An 18,852-nucleotide genomic window follows, 5' to 3' on the forward strand; every position below is an offset into this window, starting at 1 on the left:
TTCTCTCTCCTTTACATACTTTTTTGGGCATTTAAAGAATAAAAAACGACCTAAGATGAACTCAGGTCGTCTATTTCTCTAATAGCCTAAATCCTCTAAACGTCCCGATTGAGATAGCACCCCTCAGTTGGTTGGGAGACCAGCTGAGACAGTCCTGCAGTTATTCACTGCAGACCCAGTATGAAAGTAGTGAGCCTACTGACATACTTCGGCAATATTTCCTTCTTCCTCTATTCATCGTTGCTCTACACTCCAAAAGGAACTAATAAATATCGCGCCTCTACCCCACATGTAACGTGAGGTTTTAATATTAAATTTCTATTAAAATGTTACTATATGAATATTATAATGTCAATATTCATTTTTCTGATAATAGGAAATTACTATCTAAATGGTGTTAATTAAATAATACTTCCCAACTATTTTTATCTGAATATTTATATTTCTTAAGGTACAGTAAAAAACTAGCGGATAATACAATCCGCTAGTAAATGTTATATTAAGAATTTAATAATAAATCTTCTGGATTTTCGATTAATTCTTTAACTGTTTTTAAGAATCCTACTGAATCTTTTCCGTCGATGATACGGTGATCGTAAGAAAGTGCTACGTACATCATTGGACGGATTTGAACTTCACCATTTACAGCAACTGGGCGGTTAACAATTGAGTGCATACCTAAAATACCAGCTTGAGTACCGTTCATGATTGGTGTTGACATTAATGAACCGAATACACCACCGTTTGTGATTGTGAATGATCCACCAGCCATGTCATTTAAGCCTAATTTTTTCTCACGAGCTTTTTTCGCTAAGTTCGCGATATCTTTTTCGATTTCAGCGAAGTTTTTGCTGTTTGCATCACGTACAACTGGTACTACTAAACCTTCTTCAGTTGATACAGCGATACCGATATCGAAGAAGTTATTTAAGTGAATTTCATCGCCAACGATTTGAGCGTTAACGTATGGATATTTTTTAAGTGCCGCCACAACAGCTTTTGTGAAGAATGACATGAAACCAAGTTTGATGTCGTTAGCTTTCACGAACTCTTCTTGTTTACGTTTACGAAGTGCCATGATGTTAGTCATGTCAATTTCGTTGAATGTAGTTAACATTGCAGTTGATTGTTTAACTTCTAATAAACGTTTTGCAATTGTTTGACGACGACGGCTCATTTTTTCAATTGTTACACGGTCAGAATTAGCTGCTGGTGTGAATACAACTGGGCCACCTGTAGTCGCAACTGGTGTAGGTGCTGCTACTGGAGCTACAGCTGGTGCTGTACCATGCGCTGCCACGTCTTGTACACGCACACGACCTTGTGGATCTACTGGAGAGATTGCGCTAAGGTCGATTCCTTTTTCACGAGCTAATTTACGAGCTGCAGGAGATGCTACAACGCGTTCATTTGAAGTTTCTTCTACAACTGCTGGTGCAGGAGTAGTTTGAGCTGCAGCAGGTGCCGGAGCTGCTTCTGCTTTTGGTTCAGCTGCAGGTGCTGCTGGCGCTGGTGCTGCTCCTTCCCCAGCTTCTACCACTGCGATTACTTGGCCAACTAGTACAGTATCGCCTTCTTCAGCTAGAATTTGTGTTAATACGCCTGCTTCTTCTGAAATGATTTCAGCGTTTACTTTATCTGTTTCTAATTCAACGATAAATTCACCTTTCTCAACACGGTCTCCAACTTTTTTAACCCACTGTGCAATTGTACCTTCTGTAATCGATTCTGCTAGTTCAGGGACTTTAATTTCAGCCACTTTAATATCCTCCTTTAGTTATCATGTGGGAATATTCCCACATGACCTTACTACCCTTTAGGTAGTTATCCTCTATAAATGATTGAAATGTGTAATAAATTATTTTGCAAGAGCTTCGTCAATAACTTTTGCTTGAGCTTCTTTATGTGAATCCATATCGCCCTCAGAAGTAGAAGACATTTCTGGACGTCCAACATATTTCACTTTTTTACCTTCTGCAAGGTCTAATAAATATTCTAGTACATATTTCCATGGACCTTGGTTTTTCGGTTCTTCTTGTACCCAAACGATTTCTTTTGCGTTAGGGAATTTCGCAATGATATCAGATAATTTTTGTGCTGGGAATGGATAAAGTTGTTCTACACGAACAATATGAAGGTTATCATATCCTTCTCCATTTTGTACACGATCAGCTAAATCAATTGTTACTTTACCAGATGCAAGTAAAATGCGTTCTACTTTTTCTGGGTTATTACCTAAACCTGGTTGTTCAATTACTTCTTCAAATTTACCTGTTGCAAGTTGTTCTAATGATGCAGCAGCTAATGGATGACGAAGTAATGATTTTGGTGAAGTTACCACTAATGGACGAACACCTTCTGTACCAAGCATTTTTGCTTGACGGCGTAATAAGTGGTAGTAGTTTCCTGCATTTGAGCAGTTTGCTACAGTCCAGTTATTTTCAGCGCATAATTGTAAGTAACGTTCAATACGTGCTGAAGAGTGTTCTGGTCCCTGTCCTTCCATACCATTTGGTAATAATAGAACTAAACCTGATTTTTGTCCCCATTTTGAGCGAGCAGAAGAGATGAAGTTGTCGAACATAATTTGAGCCATGTTTGCAAAGTCACCAAATTGTGCTTCCCAAATAGTTAAGGCTTTGTCATTTTCTAAGTTGTAACCATATTCATAGCCTACGATAGCAGCTTCTGTTAATGGTGAGTTAAACACTGAGAATGACGCATTTGAACCAGAAATATGGTGAAGTGGTGTATATTCTGCACCATTGTTTTTATCATGTAGAACTAAATGGCGTTGTGAGAATGTACCACGTTGCGCATCTTGACCTGTCATACGGATAGGGTTACCTTCACGTAAGATTGTAGCAAATGCTAAAGTTTCAGCATGACCCCAATCGATTTTATCCGTTTCTAATGCTTCTACACGTTTCTTTAAGATTTTTGCTAATTTGTTTTGTGGTTCGAAGTCTGCTGGCCATGCAAGAAGTTCATCATTGATTTGTTTTAATTCTTCTTTTGCCACTCCTGTTTCTAATTCAGGGTAACCGTTTTTCACAGCTTCAGGCATTTCAACGTGTGCATGGTGACCTTTTTCAGCACCAACTTCTTTTACATGGTCATAAGATTTTTGCATTTCTGCATAAATTTCTGTATCAAGTTTTTTCACTTCATCTTCAGTTACGATGCCTTCTTGAACTAATTTTTGTCCGTATAGCGCACGTACTGTTGGATGTTTTGAAACGATTAAGTATGTTAATGGGTTTGTTACTGTTGGGTCATCTGTTTCATTATGACCGAAACGACGGTAACCAATTAAGTCTATTAAAATATCTTTGCCAAAGATTTGGCGGTATTCGAATGCTAAGTGAGCTACTTCTACTACTGCTTCTGGTTCATCAGCGTTCACGTGGATAACTGGAATGTCGTATCCTTTTGCAACGTCTGAAGAATATAAAGTTGAACGTGAATCATAATGTTCAGTTGTGAATCCAATCATGTTGTTTGAAATGATATGGATTGAACCACCAGTAGAGAAACCTTTAGTTCGTGCATAGTTGAATACTTCTTGTACGATACCTTCACCTGCAAAGGCAGCATCACCATGTACAAGTACTGCTAATGCTTTACTTGGATCATGTTCTGGTGTACCTGGTTTTGAAGTATCTTCTTGTGCAGCACGTGTAGAACCAGTAATTACTGGGCTTACAACTTCTAAATGAGATGGGTTATAAGCAAGTTTTACTTTCATCCCAGATTTTTTCGTATGAGCTGCACCCATGTGGTATTTCACGTCGCCAGTCCAACCTTTAGTAATTTCTAAAGAGCCATCAGCTGGGAAGAAATATTCATTTGGTACGTGAGCAAAGTCAGAGAACATCATATCGTATGGTTTGTTCACAACATGAGTTAACACATTTAAACGTCCACGGTGAGCCATACCGATTTGTAGTTCTTTCATTTTTTTGTCATCTGCTGCTTTTACAAGTTCATCAAGTAAAACAACTAATGTATCTAAACCTTCGATAGAGAAGCGTTTTTGACCAACGAATGTTTTATGAATAAATTTCTCAAAGTCTTCAACACGAGTTAATCTTTCTAATAGTTCCTTTTTCTGTTCTGGAGTTAAATTCACTTTATAAGCACCAGATTCAATTCTGTCTTGAATCCATTGGCGCTCACCATCAGCAATATGAGAATACTCATAAGCGATTTTACCAGTATATAATGTACGTAAGTAATCTACTGCTTGTTTACCATTGGTAACGCTTGCAGGAACGTTATTAAAGAATAATGTTGCTGGCATAGATACTAAATCTGCATCTGTTAAACCGTAAGTTGCAAGTTCAATACGAGAAGTATCTAATTTACGGTCTTTTAATGGATATACATCTGCAGCTAAGTGTCCAAATGAACGAATCGCATCAGCTAATTGTACTGCTGCAAATATTTTTTTAATATTACCAGTTTGTACGTTTGCTGTACCTTCTGAAACCGTTTCTACTGCACCTTCTACAAATGGGGAACCAAATTGTTGGAAAAGGGCAACTAGTTCAGGCTCTACATCTTCTGGATTTTGTAAGTACAAGTCATATTGCTCCATTACGTATCCTAAGTTAGGACCAGAAAATGCTGACCAAGGGGAACCAGCAAATAATACATTGTTCGACATGAGAAAAACCTCCAAATATTGCCATTAGGCAGTCCATTGTGTACTTGAAATATTATTTCATATTTTACCATTCTTCGACAATAAAAAAACTTGTGAAATATTATTATCGAAGAACGTTTTTTTCCATATCAATCTTACTACTCTTCACAAAAAATACAACTATTTTTCACAAAATAAGCAAATTTTTTTGGTCAGTTATGATTTTAAGGTCTGAATTTTGGGGTATCATTTATATTTTAAATGTTAGACTAAATTGCGTACCTATTCCAATGCTACTTTTTACATCCACATCTATACTATATTTCTCTATTAACATTTTCGTTATACTTAAACCTAAACCTGTTCCCCCATTATTTTCCCTAGAAGCATCAACCCGATAAAAGCGATCATAGATATGTGGCAAATGTTCTTTTGCTATCCCTATTCCATTATCGGCAATAACTAGAATAATTTTATCATCATAATAATTTACTTTAATGTTAATTAGAGGTTTCTTATCGTTATATCTAATCCCATTTTCAATGATATTTCGTATGATTTGCTCTAAAGCATTTTCTGTAATCTTTACTTGTTTTTGCTTTCCACTTGATTCAATTTCTATATCTGCATCTGGATAGATTAGTTGCATTTCACTTTTAATTGAATCTAAGACGATTTCTATATTAGCAGAAGCATTAGTATCTTTCTTTTCATTTCTAGCCAAATCTAATAATTCTTCAATCATTTTTTTCATCCGCGCTACTTCACTCAAGGAAGTATCAATAGATTCTTCTAAAACTTGCGGATCGTTCTTACCCCATCGCTTGATTAAAGATAAATGGCCTTCAATCGCTTGAATAGGTGTCCGTAACTCATGGGAGGCATCAGAGACAAATTGCTGTTGCTTGATAAAAGATTGTTGAAGCTCAGCCATCATATTCCGATAGATTGTCAACAAGTCCCCTATTTCATCATCTGCATTATAAGAGAATTTAATTTGTTCTTCAAAACCTTTGTCTCGTACCGAGTCCATTGAGTCGCGCAAGTCTTTTAAAGGCTTAATTAAGAGATTGGCTAAATAATAACTGATGGAGCCAGCTAAAAATACTGCACCAATTCCCGCAATCAACATCGCTGTTAATACATATTGCATCATAGATTGAAAAGTTGATAATGGATGAATAAGTTGAAGAATTCCTTTAAAGGACCCAATTTGCACTAATCTATTAATAACAAATACATCCTCTTTTAGTTCATCCTCCGTTACGATTGTAGTTAAAAAACTATCATCCGACAAGTCAATTTTTGCAATTGGCGAGATATCGTTAATTCGTAATACTTCATACCCATCAAAGTTGAAAATTCGTACAGTTTGATTTTGATTGACAATCGCTTTTAACAAGCCGGTGTTACTTTGTATTTCTTGAATTGTAATTGAACCTTTTTGTGATTGTAAGAATCCAGTTAGGTCATCAGCAGTACGTATCGCATTATTTTCCTCATTTTGAAGAAGCCAAGAATAGAGGGCAAGGTAAATCACAATGCAGATTGCAGCATAGCTGATGAAGATTACGATGGCTGTTGACAACGTCCATTTTGTTTTAAGCGATTGATTAACAAATAACTTGTCCAATTTTTTCATTCTCTCACCACATAACCAACACCACGGACAGTTTCGATATACGGTTCTTTATCGGTTTTTAATTTAGAGCGCAAGTGTCGTATATAAACATCTACTACATTTGTTTCTACTTCACTGTCATATCCCCATACCGTTTGAAGGATACGTTCCCTTTCACAAACTCTATTTTTATTTTCACATAGCAATTTTAATAAATCGTATTCCGTTTTAGTTAATTCTAATTTTTCTCCTTCGAAATACACTTCGTAGGATGAAGGATTAATGACAATTTCACGGACTTTGATTTTATCTTCTATCTTTTCTGTTTCAGTAGATTCCACCCTTCTAAAAATAGAGCGGATTCTTGCGAGTAATTCTTCAATGGCAAATGGCTTTACTACATAATCGTCCGCTCCAGCATCTAACCCGGCTACGCGATCCATGACAGCATCCCGGGCGGTAATTAATATAATGGGAACATTTGATTGAGCCCGTATTCGCCGACAGACTTCAATCCCATTTAAACTAGGTAACATAACATCGAGGAGTATACAATCATACTGCTCTTCTAAAGCCTTCGTTAAACCCTCCCTCCCATCATGGGTAACTGACACACTAAACTGTTCATGCTTTAATTCAAGCTCAATAAAACGGGCGATGTTTTTTTCATCTTCAACAATTAATATTTTTTTATTCATCGTCTTCACCTAATATATCAATTATTTTATATGCAAAAAGCCTCGTTCTAAGGGTACCTTAAAACGAGGTGTAATACTAACTTTGATAAATTTTATAATTATTTTTTGAAATGGTTTTTACATCGTATAACGCACGGTCAGCCAAATGAAGCAATTCTTCTAGTTTAGTCCCATGATCTGGATAGAAAGATACACCAATCGAACTTGTAGGTGAAAATTGCTGATTGGAAATGACCCAACCGTTTTGTAACGATTCTTTTATTCTGTCGATAATTTGCTTTACTTGTTTATCTCGTTTTTGTTTGTTTTTAACAAGCCCTGTTAAAACAATGGCGAATTCATCTCCACCTATGCGAACAACAAGGTCATTTGAACGAACACTGGATTGTAACGCACGACCAAAATGATTAAGAAATGCATCCCCTACTTCATGGCCATAACGATCATTAATATCTTTAAAGTTGTCTCCATCCACATAAAGTACGGCAATTGAGGTATTTCTTGCCTTTGCTTCCTCTATTATGTTTGGGAACTCTTGCTGGATATAACGTCGATTTGGTAACTGTGTAAGGGAATCATGGTATGCAAGGAATAATAATTGATTCTCAATTTTTTTCCTTTCTGTTATTTCTCTAGCAACCATAATAATTTGGAATCCGTGTTTCCGAGAATAGTCATTTACAACGGTATAATTACATTCAGTCCATAGAGCTTCACCGTTTTTGGTTGTGTGAATTAGTTCTAATTTTGAATTCACATTATGATCAATATTTAACAATTCTTCTTTCCATAATTCCTTACAATCACCCGATAATACTTTAGAATAACACTGTCCTATAAGTTCATCTGGATGATATCCAAGTTTACGGGTGTATGCACTTGAAGCATATAAAATGATTCCATCTTCATTTGTAATGACAATTAAATCATTTGTATTGTCATTGATCATCTTAAACATACGCTCAATATTACGTAACTCAGTAATCATACGTTTCTTTTGAGTGATGTTATAATGCACCGACATAAATTGTTGAATATTCCCTTTCTCATCGAGTAACGGAATAATTGTCGTATCTACCCAATAAATACTGCCAAATTTTGTTCGGTTACACAGTTCCCCTCTCCAAACTGTACCAGATTGGATTGTTTCCCAAAGCTTTTGGAAAAATTCCTTCGAATGAAAACCGGAATTTACAATTTGGTGGGTAGCTCCTAACAATTCTTCTTTACTGTAACCTGTTTGTTCGATAAAACGATCATTCACATCTATAATAATTCCATTCAAATCAGTAATGGACATATCTGCAGCGTTATCTATGGCATATTTTAAATTCCAAAGCCCTGTGGCAGTACTCTTTAATTCTTTTTCTTTTTTAATAATTTCTGTGATTTCTTGTAAAATTACAAAAACACCCACAACGAAGGACTCTTCATTATTTTGGAAAATCGGCGAAAAGGTTGCTGTGAAGCTTCGTATAATACCGTCTTTATCAACGAAGGATAAAAATTTCGATGATAGGTTCTTCCCTTTGCAAGCCTCATCTAAATACCTTTTAAATTGTTTCGCATTTTTAGGAGTAAAAATGGATAAATCAGAAAAATGTTGCCAACGTACATCTTCAATATTCAAATTAAAATCTTGTAAAAATTGAGGGTTTGCTTCTAGTAAGCGTCCATCACTTGAAACTAAAACGGTAGATAAAAAGGTATTAAAGAACACCGATCTCATAAATAAATATTTATCTTGTAAATCACGTTCGAAAGTAATTTCTTTTGTGATTGCTAGTATAAATGTTTTATCTTCAACAAATATTGGAATAACAGAAGTTTCATATTTTTTTACTTCTGAAGATCTATATTGATAGTCTTCATAGCAAACTTGTTTCTTACGTTCAACTGCCAGATTATAATTTTCAAGAATAACCTGATAATATTTTTCATCCATAATATCAGATATATTTTTACCAATGGCATCTTCCGAAAGAAGTTGTATAGAGGGAGCGTTTAAATAAATGTATTTATAGTCATCTCCTACTTTTTCCATGTAAAAAACCAAATCATTGCTATTGCCAAATAATAAGTCAAATTGTACTTTCGGAAGAATTTGTTGAATCATATGCGCACCCCCTTGTGCGGATTAAGAAGTGAGTGCAGTCAGCTCTTTATTTACAAAGTTGATGCACTTTTCATATTGCTCCTGTTCTTTTGTCTCTTTTATTTCAATTATTGAATAGTCCAACTGTTTAATGTCAATTTCGTACTCCGCTGTAAACGTTGCGTTGCCAATTAAAGTTAGTTGGAAATCGTCATTTTGTTGTTTAACTTCACATTTTACAAATCCACCTGGGTTATAAACCGTCACCACTTCTGCATCAACTGCACCATTTAAATTCGATACTAGTGCAGATGCTGTCATTGCGGTACCACATGCATTTGTAAAACCCACACCTCTTTCAAATGTTCGAACAAATATTGTGTCATTTTTTAATGGGTAAACATAACTTACATTTATCCCGTCTACACAATAATCGTTTTCGCTATTTAAAAACTGTGCAAGTTGTTCTTGATGCGTAAAATCTGAAATGTTGCGATCTTCTAAAATACCGATTAAATGAGGGTTTGGAACTGAAACCGCAGTAAATTTAATCGATGGTGAAAATTCCTCAATAATTTGATGTTTTATTTCTGTTTGGTTTTTGTAAACCATTGGTAACGTGCTCAAGTCAAAGGAAACAGGTGAAATTTCTACCGCATATGTAGGAATCGATTCAAAAATTTGTGCCTCTTCTTTTACGTGTAGAGTTGCTTTCATCGTCTCAATATTTGCGTGTGTTTTACCAAGTTTCTCACACACATATCTTGCTACACAGCGTAACCCGTTGCCACACATAGAAGCTTCTGAACCATCCGCATTAATGACGCGCATTTTTGCATCAGCAGTTTTTGATGGTAAGACTAGTAATAACCCGTCTGCCCCTCCTTCGTTATTTTTATCACATAACCACTTTGTTAAATGAACCCAATCTAACTCATTTTCATCGTTAGTATTATATAAATAAAATGTATTTCCAGAACCATGTACTTTTAAGAATGCGTAGATCATAGGCTATCTCCCCTATATATTCATTTATTTCTATCATAAGTGTAAAAGAATTGTTAAGCAACCAATCTATTAATGAATAAACATTAAATATATATTACAATTTTTCCGAAAAAAAAATCCTATTTTTATATGTAAATGTTTGTATAAAATTGACTTTTTATAATATGATATTATCATAAAATATTTTGTAATATAGTTATTTCTCTGCCATTTTTGGGTAAATTAATATTACAAAAAAAATTGTTTGACGTCTTGTTCCTTTGGGTTTAATATTTTGTCTTGTCGGCCAATTATTTTGGTTTAATTTTGGCTTTGCAACTATCCTATAAAGGAGGCGTTTCATCATGTTAAAACATAGAGACCTTTCAGAAACTAACGAACTGTACCAATTAATGAGTCACCCTTCCGTTTTTCCATTTGTCCGTCAGAAAGCTTCCTCAGCTGAAGAGTATTTATTTATGACTAAACAATTATTGGAAGAAGAACAACTTGGTAAGACAATTTCAAGGACAATTATAGGAGACTTCGGGCAACCAATCGGTACAATAAGTCTCTTTGATATACAGGATGGAGCTGGTTTCCTCGGTACTTGGATAGGTGTACCTTATCAAGGTATGGGCTATAACCAAATGGCAAAACATCACTTCTTATCAGAGTTGTTTTTTGAAAAGGATTTTCATACGGTGTTTTTGAGAATTCGAAGTGAAAATGAAAAATCGAAAAGAGCAAGTTTAAAATTACAATATGTGGTTTGCGCAAAAGAGTCACACCCTGCATTATTTGAAGAAATTAATATGGGGGAGACGAAATTTGACTTATATAAAATTCCGAAAGATTTATTCTATATCGTAACAGCCAACGAATCTACAAAAGAAGAAGAACAAGCGATGTAATAAAAGAGGCAAGGACGAGAGCATGTCCTGCCTCTTTTTAGCTACTCAGTTTTGAGGTAAATATTTAGAAGCTTAGATAAAAATTCTAATTTAGTAATAATTTTGTGAGCGGACTAAGCACACAAGCCGCAAAGCCAACTTGCAGTTGTCTTTACGACTTGTCTTTGGGGCCAACACGATGTTGGTCATGGTGACAAAAGGGGCATCTGAAAATTATTTTGAGATGCCCCTTTTGCGACGAGGATGGTGTTAACCACCGCAGGAGCAATACTTTGTACAACAGCGTTTTTGTCACCTGCTTGTGTTAATGTCCGCTCACTTTTATTTTTACTTCTAAACCTGCTAATATATTGCGCGGCTTACAGTGGTAGGCCGCGGTTTCTTATTTTAATGCAATTGGCTCCCGTTGCATTATAGGTTACATTTTTATATTTATGGGATTGTTTACTTCAAAATTATTATTACTTCTGTGAGCGGACTTAGCACACAAGCCGCAAAGCCAACTTGTAGTTGTCTTTACGACTTGTCTTTATGCTTGTGTTAATGTCCGCTCACTTTTTATCTTTACTTCCTAATCTTCTAATTTTTGCGCGGCTTACAGTGGTTGGCCGCGATTTCTTATACCTTCCGTCACATAAATTAACTGAAGTGTTGGCGGAATGGAGAATAATAGCAAAAAACAGGCACCATGTTATACACATGTGCCCGTTTTTTTTAGCTAGAATTTTATTACAACCTATTATTAATATTATTTTTCATATTGCAGAATTAACTGTACCATTTCGCTTGGTGTTTTTGGGCTTTCTGCTTTAATCATTGCGTCTATGATTTCGTCTTTTTTCTTCACTAGGTTCTGAATGGATTTCATGAATGTATTTTTTGTTAACAATTCTTCCTCCAAAGTTAAGGCAAAACCTTGTTTTTCAAAAATTCCTGCATTTAAGATTTGATCTCCACGGCTTTTTGTTGCTGATAATGGAATTAGTAGCATTGGTTTTTTTAATGCTAAAAACTCAAAAATTGAGTTGGACCCCGCGCGTGAGACGATAAAATCTGCAGTGTATAAAAGATCAGGTAATTCCGTAGTTACATAATCAAACTGCTTATAACCTTTTAAGGAATCTAACGAGTGGTCAACATTACCTTTCCCACATAAATGTATAATATTAAATTCCATTAAAAGTTCAGGTAGATTACTTCTAAGTGCATCGTTCAATACAACAGAGCCTAAACTACCACCCATTACAAGCAATGTTTTTTTATTTTCTTCAAACCCGCATAGTTTCATGCCGCGATCTTTATCGCCTTGGAATAATTGTTCCCGTACAATCGAACCTGTGCAAGTTGCCTTGTCATTTGGTAAGTATTTTAATGTTTGTTCAAAAATTGTAAACATATGGGATGCAAACGGGAGTGCTAATTTATTAGCAAGTCCTGGCGTCACATCGGATTCATGTATAACGACTGGAACATTCGCTAATCTTGCAGCCATTACAACAGGTACTGAAACAAAACCGCCTTTCGAAAAAATAACTGAAGGCTTCACTTTTCGAATAATGGCAAAAGCTTGCCCAATTCCTGCTAGCACTTTAAATGGATCCGTAAAATTTTTCATTGAAAAATATCTTCTTAATTTCCCACTCGATATACTATGATACGGCACATCAGGAAAAGCTTGAGTAATTAACTCTTTCTCAATCCCATCATGAGAGCCAATATAATGAACATTATAACCTTCTTCAATTAATGTGGGGATGATTGCTTGGTTTAACGACACGTGTCCTGCCGTTCCCCCACCTGTTAAAATAATTGATTTTTGTTTCACACAAAAACTCCTATCTAAATCAACCTTTAATTCGTATATATGATTCACATGAATTATAAATGAAAAATCATTTTACTAATCACTCTCTATTGTACCATAATTCATGTAGATAAACGACGTCTCTACAGGCATAACAGAAAAAATCAGCCAATAATGACTGATTAATGAATAAGCCCTGTTTTTAAGATTTCTGACTTAATATCTACTTGAATTTCTAGATTTGCGAAGGTTTCATGCCAATTATCATCAAACATTTGTGGATTTTTTACGCGTAAAAAATTTCCTAATCCTAACGCATCGCATTTTTCATCTTGTAAAATTTCAATAACTTCATTTACTTCATCAGTTATCTTTTTATTAATAAAATTCTCCAATTCACTTATTTTGTTTACATCTCTCAATCCTACATCTGAAAATTCTTCAAGCTCAACTTCTAGCTCATAATCCATTTTCATTGTATTAGGAGATTCAAACTTCCATTTTCTATTCACATCTAATATTGTAAATGAAAGTGGTCGCTCATTATAAAGTGTTGAATATTTAATTTTGCGTCCTCTCTCTTGTAGTAATAATCCTAAAAACCTAGATTGTTCTGGTTTTAAAACTCTTCCTGTATACTTCCCCTTCGAAAACAACCCGACACCACCCAATTCTGGACGTTTTTTGTCTTTATCCTTCAATACCATATATGGTAATACTAAATCCATTCCATCAGAATAAAGGATAGCCGCTGCTGTTTGAATCGTCCGATTTGGTACGATTGATACTTCTTCTTTACTTCGAATAAATCGTGCAAAATACTCTCCAGCCTCTGTTGTCCAAGATTTGCTTGCCTCCATATAATCTTTCACATTCCCCTCAACTAACACTAAAAATGCCGTTATGGAGTTAGTTGGATCTCGGTAAAAAACATTTAAGTATTTATTCAATCCGTCTTTTGCTGTAGTTTCACTTATTAATATAGTGCTCATCATGGATAAATCCATGGCTTGTTCAACTTTTAAATCAGCATTCAAACGGGTATCACGTACATCTATACCATTTGCTTCGATGATTGTTATCTCGGAATTACCAGATTGCAACTCAGGATATGCAAAATAGCTTTTCATCTCTCCATATGTCCCTTCTATTCCTACAAGGGATACGACCGTATGATCCTTATATAAACGTTCATCCCAACAACCTGCAAGCAACAACACAATGATGACTATTTGGATGAATCGAATATTGTTCGCCCCCTTATTTTATTCCAAGAAATAATCAAAATTGGCAATAACAATCCAAATACTAGAAATGGAATCCAATAATATTGACGAATCATTTGTATCGATTCGAATTTAGCAATAAAGTATGCAATTACAAAAATAAATAGGTGATAAATGACGATTCGGGACTTAGCAAATTTTCGCACCTTCTGAAAATGGACTAGTCTCACAACTAAAATATAATTAATCAACGTAATAATCGTGATGAATACCCATATAAAGACAAATATTAAATCTAGTCTCTTTACAAAGGTTACTTCTTGAGCATGTAAAAGATATAAAATGGGTTCTGATATTAGGTTAAATTCTTCCATACTGAAATAGAGCATAACCGATAGAATTGAGAAGAGAAACATGGCAAAAAGGGAAAATATAAATATAAATAATGGCATCCCCGAAATCTTCTCATCTTTCATTACAAATTTTCTTAAAATAAGGTAACATTCTGCATTTCGATAGGCATTTAAACTATATAGTGAACCCCACATCCAATCCTTCCATCCGCTTTCACCAATAGGTAATAAGTTCCTAAATTCAAAATCTTCGTATGCATTTAGCACAAAGAAAATAAAGAAAAAAATAAAAATCCCAAAAACTATACCAACATTTACGGCAGTTTCTGCTCTACTTAGACTGGCGTATAGACTTGGTAATAAAAATAAAAATAACAAAGCAATTTTTGGTGTATATGGGCTAATCCAAGTCGACACGATATACATTGAATAAGCAACAGCGAAGGATAAATGGAATAACCAGTATAAATGGTAAATCATCGTGGTTACTTTGCCTAAAATAAAATATTTATAGGTTTTTTCATAAAAAACTAACAGTAGATAGATGAAAATCGATGATGCGATAAAAATTAACCATGCCGAACGTTTTCCATGGGAGATAATTGGCGTTTGGATAGATATATAAACAAAACCAGTAAACAATGTAAAAATGATGATGAAAAATTGAATTCTAGTAAGTTGAATATTCATGATTTCCCATCCTCATTTGGTGAGAAACTTTTTGGATGTTTAGATGGTTTGAAAAAAGGCATTCTGATAAATATTTTAAAAATCGCCTTTGGATTAAAAGGAATGATTGGTGTCAAATACGGTCTTTTTAACGATGTTAAGTTCAATAAATGGATTAACAGAATGATTGCACCAAATGCGATTCCGATAAAACCGAAAAAAGCCGCTAAAATCATGAAGGGAAATCGTAAAAATCGTATCGATGAATTCATCTCTGTTGATGGAACTACATAACTTGATATCGCTGTAAAGGCAACAATGATGATCATCATGTTTGAGACTAATCCCGCACTAACAATGGCATCACCAATCACAAGCCCTCCTACAATACCAATTGTTTGTCCAACCGAAGTAGGTAGTCGAATACTTGCTTCTCGAATTAATTCGATCGTCATCTCTAATATGACTGCTTCTAAAATCGGTCTGTATGGAATGTTTTCAATATCGCTTTTAATTTGATTTGAAAGTTCCAATGGTAAGATTTCAAAGTGAAAACTTACAATGGCAATATAAAACGCAGGTAAAAAGATAGCTATAATGAAGCTAAAGATTCGAAGTATACGATAAAAGGACCCCGTTACAGCTCTTCCATTAAAATCATCCGGTGTTTGATAAAATGAAAAAAATGAGGTTGGTCCGATTATTGCGGTTGTTGATAAGTCAGAAAGAATCGCAATCTTCCCCTCATGTAAACTTGCAATAATTCGATCGGGTCTTTCTGTTTTTAATAGTTGTGGAAAGGGCGACCAAACACTATCCTCCATATAATCTGTTAATTGACCTGTACTATAAAATAGATCTACCTTTATTTTGTCTAGCCGTTCTTCAACCAGTTGAAGTGCTTCTTCGTCCACAAGCTGTTCCATATATAAATAGTAAACAGTTGTATTTGTTTCATATCCAATTGTTTTTTGCTTCACAACTAATCGATGACTTTTTACTCGTTTTCGAATTAATGAAATATTAACATCAAAATTTTCAACTAGCCCTTCCCTAGAACCTTGTAATACATGTTCACTTGCTGGTTCGTCTGTTTGTCGATAAGCCATTTCAGGAAGATTAATGCGAATCATTTCCCTCGTTTTCAAGCGAACAATAATCGTTTCCCCATCACAAAGAAATTTCGCTAATTGTTTTTCATCTAGTGGGATCACCGATGTATAAATAGATTCTCCCCAATACATATTATCGTCTCGTAAATGTTCTTTAAAAAAATACATAATACGTTCGACATCAGCTTTATTTACTATAGAGGAGTAAAAACATAAAATGGCGACTTCATTATCCCACCAACTGATAGGCTTCGCGACAAAATCAGCAGAATTGTAAAAACTATCTTTCAGTTTGGTTAAAATCACTTGTTCTGGATTCTGCTCTTCAGTCATAGTCACCCCTCCTCTTTTCGTACATTTCAGTATTTCCATTTATTACTGTTTTTTAATCATTAAATTGGGTAAATACTTCTTAGTTTGAGCATAAAAATGGAAGATGTTTGTGGGATGGGATATGAGTGTTTCTAGAAAGTAGCAAGACTGTTTTGCTTTAGTTTCTTCTTTTGTTTTCAGTGGCGGGATGAAGTGCGTTTTTGTTTGGATAAAACTGTTTTAGTGTATTCATATTTTTGAATGAAGGACATTTCATTCCAGTTTCACGATTCATTTGTCCTTCATCAGCCCGATGAATGTCATTTCATTCCATTTTTTCAATTGTTTTGTCCTTCATCAGTCCAATCCAATTAAAATAAACAACAAAAAAACCGAGCAAGAACTAGTCTTAACTCGATTTCTATCAAACTATGAAAATATTATTTTTGAATAAATTGTTGTGTCCAGTAGTTACCGTCTGCTACATAGCCAACACCAATATGAGTGAAGCTAGAGTTTAAAATGTTTGCACGGTGACCTTCTGAATTCATCCAAGCTTGTACTACTTGTTCAGGTGTTTGTTGACCTTGCGCAATGTTTTCACCTGCTGAACGGTAAGAGATACCTGCAGCTTTCATTTGATCGAATGGGCTACCGTATGTTGGGCTTGTATGTGAGAAATAGTTATTTTTCGCCATATCTGCTGATTTTGCATGTGCAGAAGCCATTACCGCATTATCAATTTGAAGTGGTGCAAGACCTGCTTTTGTACGTTCCGCATTTGTTAACTCTACAACTTGTTTTTCAAACTCTGAAGCTGAAGTGCTCACAGGTGCGCTCGTAGTTGGTTGTGCTGCTTGTTGAGTTGTGTTTTGTGTTGTATTATTGTTGTTTGTTGTTGGTTTTGAAACAGTTGTTGTTGTTTGTTTTGCTGGTGTTGCAGCTGTTTCCTTTACCACTTTACTATTATCTTGTTTTGCTTCTTTTTTAGCTTCAACTAATTTTGTATATTGCTGTTTATCTACTTTTATATTGTAAGAAGCTAATAGTTGCTCAATATTTACATTTGATTTTAGTAATTTAATAGATAAATCTTTTAAATCTTCTTTATTTGAAAGTGCATTAAACACGTCCTGTTGATCTAATTTAATTACTTTTACGTAAGATGGAATTGAGTCGTTTTTAACCTCCTCTTTGTTAGATGCAGCATCTGCTGTTGAAACTTGAGTTGCTAATAAACCTAAAGCACAAAATGTCATAAACCATTTTTTCATTTTGTCATCTCCTCTCGCAATCTATCATAACGGAGGATTTTTGAAATATATGGTCCATATCTTGGTAACAAGTCCAACAATACTGGAAAACGTTGAAAACTATGAATTTATCAATTTATTTTATTCATAATATTTTCCTTTAGCATAATTAATTACCATTCAAAACCTATTGACAATTTTTCAGAAAAACTTTATAATACATTACCTTTTCGTTTGTAACATTCTTATTACGTTTATTCCTCACCGATGACATGGATATCTTGAATGTTTTCACCAATCATTACAAGCTTAGCTGGCATTTTGATATATTCAGGAAGCCATTGAACTAAGCCGTAAGCATATTGGAACATAAATGGATTTCTTACACCTTCTATTGGCACATAGCCTTTCATACGATAAACGCTGCTAGGTAATGACTTTACCCACTCTTCAAAGGCTTCTTGCGTAAAACTTGTGTTAAATTCAATTAATCGCGAATTTAAATGAAGATGCTTGCCAATTTGTGTTTGGTTCACTTCTTTATTTATTGTAGTTGCTTGCAAGTTTTCTAATAAATGAAGAGGCACTCGTCCATTTGTTGTTTGTAAAATAAATGCATCAGGATTTAGACCTTGCATTTCAAACACTACTTTTCCTTGTTCGGATTCTGTGAGTAAATCCATTTTATTAGCAAGAAGTAGATGAGCATGGCGAATTTGTTCTAAAAATAACGTACGAACTTGTGGTGTAAGAGTTGTTCGTTCAAGCCAAAGTTTACTGTCTGCTACTGTCACGATTCCTTTTATATTGAGTTGCTCTGCAAATAAAGGAGAATACACTGCATCTAACGCCTCAACTGGATGAGCAGCCCCTGTAGTTTCGATAATTAACACATCAAATTCTTCTCCTGCCAGCAAAGTTTGAATTTGGGCTTCTGTTTTTTCCGCACCAGAACAGCAAATACATCCTTCTAACATCTCTTTTAATGGTACGTCTTCCCCTACCGCTTGCGAATCAAAGGGCAGTTTCCCCAGCTCGTTCATAATTACTGCTGGTTTGATTCCCTTTTCTTTTAACTGTCGTAATACATCCGTTAACATCGACGTTTTCCCACTACCTAAAAAACCACTAAATAAATAAACATCTTTCATCTTTTACAC

The 18,852-nt window shown here is 34.9% G+C and carries 13 protein-coding genes and 1 riboswitch; of the genes, 1 reads left to right on the forward strand and 12 read right to left on the reverse strand.

Annotation, left to right across the window (positions count from 1 at the left end):
• Positions 1-106: 106 nt before the first annotated feature.
• Positions 107-291, reverse strand: a riboswitch (Lysine riboswitch).
• A 208-nt stretch (positions 292-499) separates the two neighbouring features.
• The 6 genes from odhB to dapF form a co-directional block, all read right to left on the reverse strand.
• Positions 500-1,759, reverse strand: coding sequence for a 2-oxoglutarate dehydrogenase complex dihydrolipoyllysine-residue succinyltransferase (gene odhB, locus D8M03_RS05755; RefSeq protein WP_121213826.1), 1,260 nt, complete (start codon positions 1,757-1,759; stop codon positions 500-502).
• A 99-nt stretch (positions 1,760-1,858) separates the two neighbouring features.
• Complete coding sequence (locus D8M03_RS05760; protein ID WP_121213827.1) at positions 1,859-4,669, reverse strand: 2-oxoglutarate dehydrogenase E1 component; 2,811 nt, start codon at positions 4,667-4,669, stop codon at positions 1,859-1,861.
• Between the two features lie 229 nt (positions 4,670-4,898).
• Positions 4,899-6,290 (reverse strand): sensor histidine kinase, encoded by a 1,392-nt coding sequence (locus D8M03_RS05765; RefSeq protein WP_121213828.1) that lies wholly within the window; start codon positions 6,288-6,290, stop codon positions 4,899-4,901.
• Positions 6,287-6,967 carry a response regulator transcription factor gene (locus D8M03_RS05770; protein WP_121213829.1) on the reverse strand — a complete coding sequence of 227 codons (681 nt, stop codon included), beginning with the start codon at positions 6,965-6,967 and terminating at the stop codon, positions 6,287-6,289. Before D8M03_RS05770 ends, D8M03_RS05765 begins: the two co-directional genes overlap by 4 nt.
• Positions 6,968-7,043: 76 nt before the next feature.
• A complete protein-coding gene (locus D8M03_RS05775; protein ID WP_121213830.1) occupies positions 7,044-9,083 on the reverse strand; it encodes a PAS domain S-box protein in 2,040 nt (679 codons plus the stop codon).
• Between the two features lie 21 nt (positions 9,084-9,104).
• Positions 9,105-10,070 (reverse strand): diaminopimelate epimerase, encoded by a 966-nt coding sequence (dapF, locus tag D8M03_RS05780; RefSeq protein ID WP_121213831.1) that lies wholly within the window; start codon positions 10,068-10,070, stop codon positions 9,105-9,107.
• Positions 10,071-10,414: 344 nt separating this feature from the next.
• Between dapF and D8M03_RS05785 the strand changes: the two genes are divergently transcribed.
• Complete coding sequence (locus D8M03_RS05785) at positions 10,415-10,963, forward strand: GNAT family N-acetyltransferase (RefSeq protein ID WP_121213832.1); 549 nt, start codon at positions 10,415-10,417, stop codon at positions 10,961-10,963.
• Positions 10,964-11,711: 748 nt separating this feature from the next.
• Here the strand turns inward: D8M03_RS05785 and D8M03_RS05790 are convergent.
• The 6 genes from D8M03_RS05790 to D8M03_RS05815 form a co-directional block, all read right to left on the reverse strand.
• Positions 11,712-12,788 (reverse strand): undecaprenyldiphospho-muramoylpentapeptide beta-N-acetylglucosaminyltransferase, encoded by a 1,077-nt coding sequence (locus tag D8M03_RS05790; protein WP_121213833.1) that lies wholly within the window; start codon positions 12,786-12,788, stop codon positions 11,712-11,714.
• A 161-nt stretch (positions 12,789-12,949) separates the two neighbouring features.
• Positions 12,950-13,987 carry a Ger(x)C family spore germination protein gene (locus D8M03_RS05795; protein ID WP_170148392.1) on the reverse strand — a complete coding sequence of 346 codons (1,038 nt, stop codon included), beginning with the start codon at positions 13,985-13,987 and terminating at the stop codon, positions 12,950-12,952.
• 8 nt (positions 13,988-13,995) lie between these two features.
• A complete protein-coding gene (locus tag D8M03_RS05800) occupies positions 13,996-15,036 on the reverse strand; it encodes a GerAB/ArcD/ProY family transporter (RefSeq protein WP_121213835.1) in 1,041 nt (346 codons plus the stop codon).
• Entirely contained in the window at positions 15,033-16,460 is a 1,428-nt protein-coding gene (locus D8M03_RS05805; RefSeq protein WP_121213836.1) for a spore germination protein, read from the reverse strand. The genes D8M03_RS05800 and D8M03_RS05805 overlap by 4 nt, the downstream gene beginning before the upstream one ends.
• Positions 16,461-16,879: 419 nt before the next feature.
• On the reverse strand, positions 16,880-17,713 hold the full coding sequence (locus D8M03_RS05810) for a CAP domain-containing protein (protein WP_245987479.1): 834 nt from the start codon (positions 17,711-17,713) through the stop codon (positions 16,880-16,882).
• Between the two features lie 233 nt (positions 17,714-17,946).
• Positions 17,947-18,843, reverse strand: coding sequence for a CobW family GTP-binding protein (locus tag D8M03_RS05815; RefSeq protein ID WP_121213837.1), 897 nt, complete (start codon positions 18,841-18,843; stop codon positions 17,947-17,949).
• Between the last annotated feature and the right edge of the window lie 9 nt (positions 18,844-18,852).

It is taken from the genome of Ureibacillus endophyticus, assembly GCF_003628435.1.
In the GTDB taxonomy this organism is placed as follows: domain Bacteria; phylum Bacillota; class Bacilli; order Bacillales_A; family Planococcaceae; genus Ureibacillus; species Ureibacillus endophyticus.

Bases quoted from the DNA above. Each gene is read 5' to 3' on its own strand.
- D8M03_RS05760 (WP_121213827.1), bottom strand. From the start codon at position 4,669: ATGTCGAACAATGTATTATTTGCTGGTTCCCCTTGGTCAGCATTTTCT.
- D8M03_RS05765 (WP_121213828.1), bottom strand. From the start codon at position 6,290: ATGAAAAAATTGGACAAGTTATTTGTTAATCAATCGCTTAAAACAAAA.
- D8M03_RS05770 (WP_121213829.1), bottom strand. From the start codon at position 6,967: ATGAATAAAAAAATATTAATTGTTGAAGATGAAAAAAACATCGCCCGT.
- D8M03_RS05775 (WP_121213830.1), bottom strand. From the start codon at position 9,083: ATGATTCAACAAATTCTTCCGAAAGTACAATTTGACTTATTATTTGGC.
- dapF (WP_121213831.1), bottom strand. From the start codon at position 10,070: ATGATCTACGCATTCTTAAAAGTACATGGTTCTGGAAATACATTTTAT.
- D8M03_RS05785 (WP_121213832.1), top strand. From the start codon at position 10,415: ATGTTAAAACATAGAGACCTTTCAGAAACTAACGAACTGTACCAATTA.
- D8M03_RS05800 (WP_121213835.1), bottom strand. From the start codon at position 15,036: ATGAATATTCAACTTACTAGAATTCAATTTTTCATCATCATTTTTACA.
- D8M03_RS05805 (WP_121213836.1), bottom strand. From the start codon at position 16,460: ATGACTGAAGAGCAGAATCCAGAACAAGTGATTTTAACCAAACTGAAA.
- D8M03_RS05810 (WP_245987479.1), bottom strand. From the start codon at position 17,713: ATGAAAAAATGGTTTATGACATTTTGTGCTTTAGGTTTATTAGCAACT.
- D8M03_RS05815 (WP_121213837.1), bottom strand. From the start codon at position 18,843: ATGAAAGATGTTTATTTATTTAGTGGTTTTTTAGGTAGTGGGAAAACG.